Source organism: Aeromicrobium sp. (assembly GCF_049587115.1).
Taxonomy (GTDB): Bacteria; Actinomycetota; Actinomycetes; order Propionibacteriales; family Nocardioidaceae; genus Aeromicrobium.
The window spans coordinates 1-12,339 of record NZ_JBAVDI010000038.1 but is presented as its reverse complement, the minus strand read 5'-3'; the positions used below and the strand labels follow the sequence as shown (position 1 = coordinate 12,339).

Here is a 12,339-nt window from a genome sequence, read left to right as displayed (position 1 = left end):
CGTCGACGGCGACGCCCGCCACGTGCGCCAGCAGGTCCTGCACGCTCCAGTCCGGGCAGGCCGGCACCTGCCGGGCCAGCTCCTCGGACGACGTCTGCCGCATCAGCTCGGTCATGCGCTCGCGCACCGCGACGTACGCCGCCGCACTGTCCTCGTGGGTGGTCATGGCCCCTTCCTAGACCATCAGCAGCGGTCGCGCCACTCCGGGGCTCGGCGTGCCGCGGCTTGGCTGGGCAGGTGTTCGACATACTGAGTGACCGCCTGGACAAGGTCCCGAGCACCGAGGTCCGCACATCGTGGAACTCGCACGGCTGCTGGGAGACGACCTGAGGCCGGACGTCGTCGGCGAGGCAGCGCGGTCCGGTCTGTACCCCGCGCAGCACGTCAAGCAGGTGTGGCACTGCTTGGCTCGTTTCGGTCGCGCATCATTCGACCCCTGACTCATCCGTACCGCTTCGGGCCACCGCCCGCTCATCGGCAGACCCGGTCGTCCCGCAAGTCGAACGGCAAACGGCGAGCTCGTTCCCGCTCCTGGCTGGCTCCCAGCGCTTGACCCACGCGCGTCCTACAAGGGGCGCATGCGGACCCGACGGTGCGCGTTGCAGCCTTGGGTCTGGTGGCCTACGGACTTCCAACGAGGTTCAGTACCTACCGAAAGTCGTCGAGATGCTTCCCCTGGTACTACTGAATCAGCAGGTACGTCGCCCGAGCCCGGAGCGGGCTCCCAAATGAGGGATCAGCGGCCACGCAGTGAGACAGTCGTCTCACCCGGTGGTCGAGCAGGTGGCGAACAGATAGCGTTCGCCGAATGAGCCCCGGAGAGCAGGAGACCGCCACGGCATCTGTCGTGGGTGTCGTCGCCGAGTCCCAGCGAGGTGAGACGCGTGTAGCGGCCACACCCGAGACCGTGGGCAAGCTGATAAGCCTCGGCTACGACGTGTCGGTGGAGTCCGGTGCCGGTGAGGCCGCGAGCTTCACCGACGAGGCATACGCCGAAGCGGGTGCGACGATCGGTTCGACTCTCGACGTCTGGCGCAGCGACATCATCTTCAAGGTCAATGCGCCCTCGGCCGCGGAGATCGCCCAGCTCGCTGACGGCGCGACGCTCGTGAGCCTGATCGCTCCGGCTCTCAACCCCGAGCTCGTCGAGGCCCTGTCACAGCGGCCCATCACGGTGCTGGCGATGGATGCCGTCCCCCGGATCTCTCGCGCACAGTCGCTGGACGTGCTGAGCTCGATGGCCAACATCGCCGGCTACCGCGCGGTCGTGGAGGCGGCGCACGTCTTCGGGCGGTTCTTCACCGGCCAGATCACTGCCGCGGGCAAGGTCCCACCGGCCAAGGTGCTTGTCGCCGGGGTCGGGGTGGCTGGACTGGCCGCGATCGGCACGGCGAGCAGCCTGGGTGCTGTCGTGCGTGCGACCGATCCGCGGGCCGAGGTTGCCGACCAGGTCAGCTCGATCGGCGGGGAGTACCTCCCGGTGGACGTCGAGACCGAGCAGAGCACCGACGGCTACGCCAAGGCCACCTCCGAGGCGTACGACGCGCGCGCGGCTGAGATCTACTCCGAGCAGGCCGCCGATGTCGACATCATCATCACGACAGCGCTGATCCCCGGCCGCGCCGCACCACGACTGATCACGGAGGCGGACGTCGCCTCGATGAAGTCCGGCAGCGTCATCGTCGACATGGCCGCGGCCAGTGGCGGCAACGTCGCGGGCTCGGTCGCCGGCGAGGCGATCGTCACCGACAACGGCGTCACGATCATCGGCTACACCGACCTGGCCGGCCGACTGCCAACCCAGGCCTCCCAGCTGTACGGCACCAACCTGGTCAACCTGATGAAGCTGCTGACCCCCCAGAAGGACGGCCGCATCGTCTGGGACTTCGACGACGTCGTGCAGCGCACCATCACGGTCGTGCACGACGGAGAGGTGTTGTGGCCGCCGCCCCCGGTACAGGTATCGGCGGCACCAGCCACGGCGCCGGCCCAGGAGGTCGAGCCCGAACCGGCCAAGACGCCGATGACAGCGGCCCGGAAAATGGCCCTAATCGGTGTCGGCGTGCTCGCGCTCTTCCTGGTCAACGCGTTCGCGCCCGAGCCCCTGCCCGAGCACTTCACGGTGCTGGTCCTGGCGATCGTCATCGGTTACTACGTCATCGGCAAGGTCCACCACGCGCTGCACACTCCACTGATGTCGGTGACGAACGCGATCAGCGGCATCATCGTCGTCGGCGCCATGCTGCAGATCGCGCAGGACGACACCACGATCCAGGTCCTGTCGTTCATCGCGATCCTGCTGGCCTCCATCAACGTCTTCGGCGGATTCGCCGTGACCCGACGCATGCTCAGCATGTTCTCGAAGGGCTGATCGTCGATGGATTCCCAGAGCATCGCCACCGCCGCGTACATCGTTGCGGCCCTGCTGTTCATCCTGAGCCTCGCGGGCCTGTCGAAGCACGAGACGTCTCGCCAGGGAGTCACGTTCGGCATCGCCGGCATGACAATCGCGCTTGTCGCGACCTTCGTCCGGGTGACGGACGTCGCCGACGGCAAGGCTGTCGTGCTGCTGCTGATCGCCGTTGCGATCGGCGCCATGATCGGCCTGTGGCGCGCCCGCGTCGTCGAGATGACCGGCATGCCCGAGCTCATCGCCCTGCTGCACAGCTTCGTCGGTCTGGCCGCCGTGCTGGTCGGCTGGAACGGCTACTACGAGGTCGAGGGCAACAGCGATCAGCGCGAGTACGTCGGCACGTTGCTTGACATCCACCACGCCGAGGTCTTCATCGGGATCTTCATCGGCGCGGTGACGTTCACCGGCTCGATCGTCGCCTTCCTGAAGCTGTCGGCGCGGATCAAGTCCAGCCCGTTGATGCTGCCGGGCAAGAACTACATCAACCTCGGCGCCCTGCTGGCGTTCGCGGGACTCACGGTGTGGTTCGTCATCGATCCGAGCCTCGGCCTGCTGATAGCAGTGACCGTGGTTGCGCTGGCCCTGGGCTGGCACCTCGTGGCATCGATCGGTGGCGGCGACATGCCGGTCGTCGTCTCGATGCTCAACTCGTACTCCGGCTGGGCGGCGGCGGCTTCGGGGTTCCTGCTCGACAACGACGCCCTGATCGTCACCGGCGCGCTGGTCGGTTCGTCGGGTGCGTACCTCTCGTACATCATGTGTCAGGCGATGAACCGCTCGTTCATCTCTGTGATCGCCGGAGGGTTCGGCATCGTGGCGTCCGGCGACGACGACACCGACTACGGCGAGCACCGCGAGATCACGGCCGCCGATACCGCCGATCTGCTCAAGAACGCGTCCAGCGTCATCATCACTCCGGGCTACGGCATGGCCGTCGCCCAGGCGCAGTATCCCGTCGCGGACCTGGTCCGCAAGCTGCGCGAGCGCGACATCGACGTGCGGTTCGGCATTCACCCGGTCGCCGGCCGCCTGCCGGGTCACATGAACGTGCTGCTTGCCGAGGCCAAGGTGCCGTACGACATCGCCCTGGAGATGGACGAGATCAACGACGACTTCGACGGGACGTCAGTGGTCCTGGTGATCGGGGCCAACGACACCGTCAATCCTGCCGCGACCGAGGACCCCAGCAGCCCGATTGCCGGCATGCCGGTGCTGCGGGTCTGGGAGGCAGACGACGTGGTGATCTTCAAGCGGTCGATGGCGGCGGGCTACGCCGGGGTCCAGAATCCGTTGTTCTTCCGTGACAACGCGCAGATGTTGTTCGGCGACGCCAAGGAGCGGGTCGAGGACATCATTCGCGAGCTGTGAATGCACGTGACGCCTGACCAGGCGGATCGTTAGTGATGGTGACCTGAATCCCCTGGAGGACCTGTGGACAAGCCCGAGTACGACCGACCGGACGACGACGAGAGCGTCGGGAGCAAGGCCCTGATCTTCTTGGTGCTGGGCCTCGTGGTCGTGGCGATCTTCTACTTCGGGATCTACCGGTAGGTCCGGCGCTCAGTCAGCGACACCGTACAGGCGGTCACCGGCGTCACCCAGACCAGGGACGATGTAGCCGAGGTCGTTGAGCTTCTCATCGAGCCCGGCGGTCACCAGGGTGACCGGTACGTCGATCTCGGCGAGCTCCTGCTCGAGCCGGATGACGCCCTCGGGGGCCGCCAGCAAGGTGATCGCCGTGATGTGATCGGCGCCGCGCTTGACCAGGAAGTCGATCGCCGCGGCCAACGTCCCGCCGGTCGCGAGCATCGGATCGAGGACGTAGCACTGCCGGCCGGTGAGATCGTCGGGCAGTCGTTCGGCGTACGTCACGGCTTCGAACGTCTCCTCGTTGCGGACCATGCCGAGGAAGCCGACCTCCGCGGTCGGCAACAGGCGTTGCATGCCCTCGAGCATCCCGAGCCCGGCCCGCAGGATCGGTACCACGAGCGGGCGCGGATCAGAGAGCCGTACCCCGGTGGCCACGGCGACTGGGGTCGTGACCTCGACCGGTTCGACGCGCACGTCACGCGTGGCTTCGTACGCCAGCAACGTCACCAGCTCGTCGGCGAGGCGTCGAAAGGTTGGCGAGTCGGTCCGCGCGTCTCGCAGCACGGTGAGCTTGTGCGAGATCAGCGGGTGGTCAGCGACGTGTACCTGCATGCCAGCAGGGTAGCGGTCGCGATCGGGGGTCTGACACCATCGCTGTGGAGCCAGCCCACCAGGAGGCACAGTCGTGGCGACAGAACAGCTGATGGAGCAGGCGCTGCTGCTTGCGGAGTCCGCCCTTGTCGACGGTGACGTGCCAGTTGGGGCGGTGATCGTCGACCCGAGCGGCGTGGTGATCGGGCGGGGACGCAACACTCGCGAGCGTGACGGCGACCCGACGGGGCACGCAGAGATCGTCGCGATCCGCGAGGCCGCGGAGGTGCTCGGCGGGTGGCGCCTCGAGGGCTGCACGCTCGTCGTCACCCTCGAGCCGTGCACGATGTGCGCCGGCGCGATCGTCGCGGCGCGCCTGGCCGGCCTGGTCTTCGGTGCGTTCGACGACAAGGCCGGAGCAGTGGGCTCGTTGTGGGACGTCGTGCGGGATCGTCGCCTCAACCACCGCCCCGAGGTCGTCAGTGGTGTCCTGGCTGATCGATCGGCCACCTTGCTCCGGAGCTTCTTCGCCAATCACCGAGGGTGACGGCCGAGCTGCTACAGCCGAGCGCCGTCGATCAGCAGGTCAGCGGCCCCTGCACTGGCCGCGATTCGCCGGGCATTGGGTTCGTCCAGGCGCTCGACCCAGGCCAGGGCCTGCGGCTTGGTCTTGCCGAACTCCACGTGCCGCAGGACCAAGCGCTCGCGCCGGGTGTGATCGTCCAGCTCGACGAACCACGTCTCGTCCAGCTCGTCGTGCACGGCCCGCCATGCGCTGTTCCTGTCGAGGAGATAGTTGCCCTCCGTCACCACGAGCCGGTCCGTCGGTCGGACGGTGACAGCTCCGGCGACCGGCTGTTCGAGCCCTCGGTCGAAGTGGGGGACGAGAATCTCGTTCGTCAGATCTGCGTGCAGGCGTGCCAGCAGTGCGAGGTAGCCGTGCACGTCGAATGTCTCCACAGCACCCTTGCGGTCCAGCATCCCGCGCTCTCGCAGGGCCGCGTCGGCGAGGTGGAAGCCGTCCATCGCCACGTGTCCGACTCCGATGCCTTCGTCCCGCAGGTGCGCCACGAGGGCTTCCGTCACGGTTGACTTGCCCGCTCCCGGGGCGCCGGTGATGCCCAGGAGGCTCCGTCCGTCGGAGCGGATCAGGCCGCGTGCGCGGCCCGCGAGCTCGTCGATCAGTGCCGCGTCCATGGTGGGTCATTCCATCACGACGACGTCCAGCCCGCGGATGAATCGTGGCCGTTCAAGCGGTTGCCGGGTGCCGATTCGGTGGGTCGCCCGCGTGTCCGGTAACCTCGTCCGCGGTGGCGTGTCCGAGTGGCCTAAGGAGCACGATTCGAAATCGTGTGTAGGTTCATCCCTACCGTGGGTTCAAATCCCACCGCCACCGCAGAATGAGGGCCCCCGATTTCACTGGAATGACAGTGACGTCGGGGGTTTTCTTTTTGCCTCAGCAGAGGGGCTGGGGTACTTGAAGTCGCGACGTCCTCCACCAGCCCGGTGCGGCGAGGGGCGGCGTGCCGCGCTGCTAGGGGAGGTGTGGTTCAAGAGGGTGGTGCCGCGCAACCAGATAATTGAGGGGTCAACCAATCTCTGGGTCTCTGTGATCCGAATCACAGGTAACCAGCCAGAGAGCAGGAACCGGTCATGAAGGATGCGCTGCACCAGATGATGAGCGATGCTCACGCACGACTTGAAGGGCGGCTCGTGAGTGCCAAGGAGTCGATGGAGGTCCACGCTGGACGGCGCGAAATCGTCCAGAGCACCGATGCGTTCCTGGTGAACACCTGCCGTCATACCGCAGCCGTCTGCGACCTCGTCCTGCCTGCCGCCAGGACACACCTCGAGAACGGTCAGGAGCGGGTGCACCGCTACGTGATGCAGTGCAAACGGTCGGAACGGGCGATCATCCGGGCCAAGCAGCGCATGTACGGCGAGGCCCACAATGTGGGGGCTCAGTGGTCAACTGTCTGGGAATCCGTCGTCACAGAAGTGCGCGCGCTGCACGTGATCGAGCAGGAGCTCGTGGCCGACCTCTCGAACGTCACCGAGTTCCGACGCCGGGACGCGCTGGCGGGTCGATTCGAGTCGGTCGCGGACCACTCGCCGACGCGACCACACCCCAGCTCGCCCCATACGGGGATCCTCGCGCACGTCAGTCGTTGGCTGTGGAGCTGGGCCGACCGATTCTGGGATGTCGCTGAGGGGCGCATCGTCTCGGAACGCGCCCTGCCGCCGGAGCCGGACGAGCCTGAGACGCCCGATCAGATCGCCGCTTAACTCATGGCAGCTGCGCTCGGATGCCTGCGCTGACAGGGGAATCAAGGAGCCGGGGACGATCCATGTCGCCAGCGATGCAGGGGAGTGGAGGGCAATACCTGTCAGCCTCGACGCATTGTCACCATGGCGGCCTCGGAGGATAGTGGGTCTCCCGGGGGCAGGCCAGGAGGCACAAGGATGACCACGTGGATCGAACCGGAATCGGCTGAATACGACGAGCAGCGCAAGCTCTTCAACGCGATGATCGACAAGAGGCCGCGGCTCATTGCAGCATGCGAGGGCCCCGCAGATGTCGCCGAAGCGCTGGAGCGTGCCGCACGCGATCAGCTGCGTGTCGCCGTGCGATCGGGTGGCCACTCCGTGGCCGGTCAGTCCAGCAATGACGATGGCCTGGTCATCGACGTCCGTCCCATGGAGGCCATCGACATTGACGCCACGGCCCGACGGGCCAGGGTCGGAGGCGGGTGCACCTGGGCCGAGTTCGACGCGGCTGCGCAGGAGTTCGGTCTGGCCACCACCGGCGGCCGGGTGTCGACGACCGGTGTCTCCGGTCTTACCCTCGGCGGCGGCTCGGGTTGGCTGGAACGGCAACACGGACTCAGCTGCGACAACCTCCTCGCCGTCGAGGTGGTGACCGCCGATGGCCGGGAAGTTCGCGCGGATGATACCCACCATCAGGACCTTCTGTGGGCGAGCAAGGGCGGCGGAGGCAACTTCGGCGTCGTCACTGCGCTGGAGTTCCAGCTCCACCCGGTGGGTCCAATGATCATCGGCGGGCTGATGGCCTGGCCGGCCGACCGCGGGCCCGAAGTGTCTCGAGCCTTTCGTGACTGGGCAGACGACGCTCCAGAGGAGCTCGGCACAGGCCTGGTGATGCTCAGTGGCCCGCCGGAGGAATTCATCCCGCAGCACCTGCAAGGTCAGCCGCTGATTGCGATCGCGGTCTGCTGGAACGGCGACGAGGCCACCGGGATGGACGTCGTCCAGGTCATGCGTGATCTGTCGCCGGAGATCGACTTGGTCGGCACGATGCCCTATGCCGGACTGCAGTCGATGATCGATGACCCGCCGGGTTTCCGGCAGTACTGGAGCGCGGACTATCACGACGATTTCCCCGACGAGGCTCTCGACGTGTTCCTCGACGGTGGTGCGCGTCGAGCATCGCCGATGTCCCAACACCTGCTGATCCCATGGGGAGGTGCGCTGGCGCGGGTCGATGCTGACGCCACGCCGCTGAATCAGCGCTCGGCGAGCTGGGTGAGTCATCCCTTCGCGACGTGGGAGGACGCTGCTGACGACGCGGCCAACCTCGCCTGGGTGCGCGACTACCGCGAGGCGAACGCCCCGTTCACGACCGGCGGTGTCTACCTGAACTTCATCGGTGACGAGGGCGATGAGCGCATCAAGTCGGCCTTTGGTGCCGAGAAGTTCGAGCGGCTGACCGAGATCAAGTCTGAGTACGACCCGGACAACGTCTTTGCCGGCAATCAGAACATCCGCCCCAAGGTGCCCGCTTGATGGCGTCACCGGCCTCGAGGCTGGCACTGGTCCGAGGACGTCAAGCTGATCGTCGGAACAGACTCGTGCCAGGTTCAGCACAGGAAAAGGATCACGATTGGTTCCGGCGGTGCGCGGCTAGACTGACCGCACGGTGGAGATCGCTGGGACAGGGTGGATCGAGTGGACGCGGTACGCATGCAGATCGGCGAGGTCGCCGATCAGGTCGGACTGAGTCTGCGCACGATCCGGTTCTATGAGGAGACCGGTCTGGTCATCCCCTCTGGCCGCAGCGTCGGAGGGTTCCGCCTGTACTCCGAGACCGATGTCAGCCGGCTGCAGCTGATCAAGCGGATGAAGCCGCTGGGGTTCTCCGTCGAGGAGATCGGTGACTTTCTGGTCGTGCTCGACGCACTCGGATCGAGCGACCTGGACCCTGGTGAGCATCCGGATCTGCTCGCGCGCCTGGACGAGGTACGTCGCGGTGTCGACGAGCGGATCGCCTCCCTGGTCGCCAAGGTCGAGCAGGCCCGCGAGTTCGCGCTGCAGCTGACCGAGGTCAGCGCTGCATCCCGCTCAAGTCTGGATCCCAGCGCGTAGGTGCTGTGGTGCACGATCGTGCTCAGGTCACCGCCCCCGCAAGGGTGAGAACAGCGGGATCCCCACCACCAGGTTGAACGGGAAGGTGATCCCGAGGCTGCTGGTCAGGTAGAACGCCGGGTTGGCTGCGGGCAGCGCCAACCGAACCGCTGCGGGTGCCGCGATGTAGGAGGCGCTCCCTGCCAGCACCCCAAGCAGGGTCGCCCCGCCCTCACTCAGACCAGCCAGCACGCCCAGGCTGACGTTCAGTCGGTGCCACCGAGGTGGCCGGCGAGTCGGGAATGACGGTCCATGCTCGCCTCGTTCAGCCCCTGGATGTCGACGTTCTTGCCCTTGGACCGGTACTTGGTCTCGATTGCGTCCAGCGCCGCGACGGTCGAGGCGTCCCAGATGTGCGACTCCGACATGTCGATGACGATGTTCTGCGGGTCGCCGGCGTAGTCGAACTGGTAGAAGAGATCATTGCTCGAGGCGAAGAAGAGCTCGCCGACGACCTTGTAGATCCGGGTGTTCTCGTCGGGGTGGGCGACGTCGATGACCTCAGTGAAGTGTGCGACCCGACGGGCGAACATGACCATTGCGATGATGACACCGACCCCGACGCCAATCGCGAGGTTGTGGGTCGCGACGACCACCGCGACCGTCGAGAGCATCACGATGTTCTCACTCTTGGGCATGCGTCTCAGCGTGTTCAGCTGGATGCTGTGCCAGTCGAACGTGCCTACCGCGACCATCGTCATGACGGCGACGAGGGCGCCCATCGGGATGATTCCGACGATGTCGCCGGCACCGACGACGAGCGCCAGCAGGAACACTCCGGCGAGGAACGTCGAGATGCGGGTCCGCGCGCCCGATGCCTTGACGTTGATCATCGTCTGGCCGATCATCGCGCACCCGCCCATGCCGCCGAAGAAGCCAGTGATGATGTTGGCAGCACCCTGGCCCCAGGCCTCGCGGGTCTTGTCCGAGTGGCTGTCGGTGATGTCGTCGACAAGCTTGGCTGTCATCAGCGATTCGAGCAGACCGACCAGGGCCATCGCCAAGGCGTACGGGGCGATGATGCGCAGCGTCTCGAAGTTCAGCGGGACGTCCGGGGTGAACAGGGCCGGCAGGTTGTTCGGCAGATCGCCCTCATCGCCCACGTCGGGCACGTTGATCGCCGCGATCACCGTGAAGGCGGTGAGCAGGACGATCGCCACGAGCGGAGCGGGCACGGCCTGGGTCATCCGTGGCAAGACGACCATGATGATGATCCCGACCGCGATCATCGGGTAGACGACGAACGGCGCATCGATCATGTGAGGGATCTGGGCAGTGAAGATCAAGATCGCGAGCGCGTTGACGAAGCCGACCATGACCGATCGCGGGATGAACCGCATCAGCTTGGCGAAGCCAGTCGCCGCCAGCACGATCTGCAGGACGCCGCCGAGCATCACCGTCGCGATGAGGTAGTCGATGCCGTACTCGCGGACCAGCGGAGCGAGCACCAGCGCGATGGCGCCGGTGGCCGCGGAGATCATCGCGGGACGTCCGCCGAGGAAGGCGATCGAGACGGCCATGGTGAACGAGGCGAACAGCCCGACCTCGGGATCGACGCCGGCGATGATCGAGAACGAGATCGCCTCGGGGATCAGGGCGAGCGCGACGACCAGCCCCGCGAGCGCCTCGATGCGCAGGAGCTTGGGGGATGCGAGCGCGGCTCGTACGGAGTAGTTGTCGCCGGCTTCGGGCGGGTGGACGGTGTTGATGGCCATGGCAGGTCCCGTTCGCGTGGGTCGGCTCAGCTGAGCCGTCGTGGTTCTCGCAGGTGAAGAGTGTCGGCGTGAGCCCGGGTTGACGGTCCGGTCCGGACGATCGACGCGGCATCCCGGGACGACTGCTCGAGCAACATCCTCGGGGCGACCAAGGCAACTCTATCGTTAGGTGAGGTTTGCCGACGAATCTGCGCAGCTCCGTCGGCCCGTCATGTGGGCAGAATCACCCTGCAGGTGGGGTGCGGCCGTCTGCCGATCCTTCGTGCCCAGCCTGACGTTACGGTCGTGTCATGGATGGCCCCCAGGAGTCGAACGTCGCGCCGCAGTCCGGAGCGAGCTCGAACGACGTGCTGGGCCAAGCCGCTCGCCGCCGGACCTTCGCGGTGATCTCGCACCCGGACGCCGGAAAGTCCACGCTGACCGAGGCCTTGGCCCTGCACGCGCACGTCATCACCGAGGCCGGTGCGACCCACGGCAAAGCCGGACGCAAGGCGACGGTGTCGGACTGGATGGAGATGGAGCAGGCCCGCGGCATCTCGATCTCGTCGACCGCACTGCAGTTCGAGCACGAGGGCATCGTCTTCAACCTGGTTGACACCCCGGGTCACTCGGATTTCTCCGAGGACACCTATCGGGTGCTGTCCGCGGTCGACTTCGCGGTGATGCTGCTGGACGGCGCCAAGGGTCTCGAGCCGCAGACCCTCAAGCTGTTCGACGTGTGCCGGCGCAGCGGCATCCCAGTCATCACGGTGGTCAACAAGTGGGACCGCCCTGGCCTGGACCCGCTGGAGCTGATGGACCAGATCGAGCAGCGAATCGCGCTGCGCCCCACCCCCCTGACCTGGCCGGTTGGCATCGCAGGGGACTTCCACGGTGTGATCGACCGGCGCGACGGCACCGGCATCGAGTATCAGCGAACGGCAGGCGGGGCGACTGTCGCGCCGCAGGTGTTCCACTCCCCGGCCGAGGCGGCCGAGCGTTTCGGCAACCTGTGGACAGTGGCGTCCGAGGAGGCCGAGCTGCTCAGCGCCTCGGAGGGTGACCATGATCCGGAGCTCTTCCTTGCCGGGCGGACCACGCCGGTGCTGTTCGCGGCCGCCTCATTGAACTTCGGGATCCACCAGCTGCTGGATGTCATGGTGACGATTGCTCCCGGCCCACGCCCGCGACCTGACATCGATGGAGCGAGTCGGCCCGTCGAGGGAGACTTCAGCGCTTTCATCTTCAAGATCCAGGCCGGTATGAACACCGCGCACCGCGACCACGTCGCCTTCGCCCGAGTGTGTTCGGGTGTGTTTCATCGTGGCGACGTGCTCACGCACGCGCAGAGCGGTCGTCCCTTTGCGACGAAATATGCCCAGAGCGTGTTCGGTCGCCACCGCGAGACCGCCGACACCGCGTACCCCGGCGATGTGGTGGGGTTGGTCAACGCTTCGCAACTGAGCATCGGGGACACTCTGTTCGCCGGCACCGCCGTGCGGTTCCCGCCAATCCCCAGCTTCGCGCCTGAGCACTTCGCCGTGGTCAGGTCGCGGGATGCAGGTCGGCACAAGCAGTTCCGGCGCGGCATCGACCAGCTTGATCGCGAGGGGGTCGTGCAGGTGCTGC

The 12,339-nt window shown here is 66.5% G+C and carries 13 protein-coding genes and 1 tRNA gene; 9 read left to right on the top strand and 5 right to left on the bottom strand.

The window, feature by feature from the left end; translation table 11 throughout:
* Nucleotides 1-166 (bottom strand): maleylpyruvate isomerase N-terminal domain-containing protein (locus tag WB461_RS04205; protein WP_423851466.1); only part of this gene is annotated, 166 nt, incomplete at its 3' end.
* Nucleotides 167-296: 130 nt separating this feature from the next.
* Here WB461_RS04205 and WB461_RS04200 point away from each other — a divergent pair.
* The 3 genes from WB461_RS04200 (at nucleotide 297) to pntB (ending at nucleotide 3,781) form a co-directional block, all read left to right on the top strand.
* Nucleotides 297-440: a hypothetical protein gene (locus WB461_RS04200; protein ID WP_423851464.1), complete on the top strand. Its 144-nt coding sequence runs from the start codon at nucleotides 297-299 to the stop codon at nucleotides 438-440.
* A gap of 368 nt (nucleotides 441-808) precedes the next feature.
* Nucleotides 809-2,371: a Re/Si-specific NAD(P)(+) transhydrogenase subunit alpha gene (locus WB461_RS04195; protein ID WP_423851463.1), complete on the top strand. Its 1,563-nt coding sequence runs from the start codon at nucleotides 809-811 to the stop codon at nucleotides 2,369-2,371.
* A gap of 6 nt (nucleotides 2,372-2,377) precedes the next feature.
* Entirely contained in the window at nucleotides 2,378-3,781 is a 1,404-nt protein-coding gene (gene pntB / locus WB461_RS04190; RefSeq protein ID WP_423851462.1) for a Re/Si-specific NAD(P)(+) transhydrogenase subunit beta, read from the top strand.
* A 192-nt stretch (nucleotides 3,782-3,973) separates the two neighbouring features.
* Here pntB and upp read toward each other — a convergent pair whose 3' ends face one another.
* On the bottom strand, nucleotides 3,974-4,615 hold the full coding sequence (gene upp / locus WB461_RS04185) for a uracil phosphoribosyltransferase (RefSeq protein ID WP_423851461.1): 642 nt from the start codon (nucleotides 4,613-4,615) through the stop codon (nucleotides 3,974-3,976).
* A gap of 73 nt (nucleotides 4,616-4,688) precedes the next feature.
* Here upp and tadA point away from each other — a divergent pair, with 73 nt between their 5' ends.
* On the top strand, nucleotides 4,689-5,141 hold the full coding sequence (gene tadA, locus WB461_RS04180; RefSeq protein WP_423851460.1) for a tRNA adenosine(34) deaminase TadA: 453 nt from the start codon (nucleotides 4,689-4,691) through the stop codon (nucleotides 5,139-5,141).
* A gap of 11 nt (nucleotides 5,142-5,152) precedes the next feature.
* On the opposite strand, the gene WB461_RS04175 is transcribed toward tadA, so the two are convergent.
* On the bottom strand, nucleotides 5,153-5,791 hold the full coding sequence (locus WB461_RS04175; protein WP_423851459.1) for a nucleoside/nucleotide kinase family protein: 639 nt from the start codon (nucleotides 5,789-5,791) through the stop codon (nucleotides 5,153-5,155).
* Nucleotides 5,792-5,903: 112 nt separating this feature from the next.
* On the opposite strand from WB461_RS04175, the gene WB461_RS04170 reads away from it, so the two are divergent.
* From WB461_RS04170 to WB461_RS04155, 4 genes are all read left to right on the top strand, one after another.
* Nucleotides 5,904-5,990: transfer RNA gene (locus WB461_RS04170), tRNA-Ser, on the top strand.
* 257 nt (nucleotides 5,991-6,247) lie between these two features.
* Entirely contained in the window at nucleotides 6,248-6,880 is a 633-nt protein-coding gene (locus WB461_RS04165; protein ID WP_423851458.1) for a hypothetical protein, read from the top strand.
* A 177-nt stretch (nucleotides 6,881-7,057) separates the two neighbouring features.
* Nucleotides 7,058-8,398, top strand: a complete 1,341-nt coding sequence (locus tag WB461_RS04160; RefSeq protein ID WP_423851457.1) for an FAD-binding oxidoreductase — start codon at nucleotides 7,058-7,060, stop codon at nucleotides 8,396-8,398.
* Between the two features lie 162 nt (nucleotides 8,399-8,560).
* On the top strand, nucleotides 8,561-8,977 hold the full coding sequence (locus WB461_RS04155; protein WP_423851456.1) for a MerR family transcriptional regulator: 417 nt from the start codon (nucleotides 8,561-8,563) through the stop codon (nucleotides 8,975-8,977).
* 27 nt (nucleotides 8,978-9,004) lie between these two features.
* On the opposite strand, the gene WB461_RS04150 is transcribed toward WB461_RS04155, so the two are convergent.
* Entirely contained in the window at nucleotides 9,005-9,214 is a 210-nt protein-coding gene (locus WB461_RS04150) for a sodium-dependent bicarbonate transport family permease (protein WP_423851465.1), read from the bottom strand.
* Nucleotides 9,215-9,222: 8 nt separating this feature from the next.
* Nucleotides 9,223-10,731, bottom strand: coding sequence for a SulP family inorganic anion transporter (locus tag WB461_RS04145; protein ID WP_423851455.1), 1,509 nt, complete (start codon nucleotides 10,729-10,731; stop codon nucleotides 9,223-9,225).
* Nucleotides 10,732-11,021: 290 nt separating this feature from the next.
* On the opposite strand from WB461_RS04145, the gene WB461_RS04140 reads away from it, so the two are divergent.
* Nucleotides 11,022-12,339: peptide chain release factor 3 (locus WB461_RS04140; RefSeq protein WP_423851454.1), on the top strand; the 1,318-nt coding region annotated here is incomplete at its 3' end.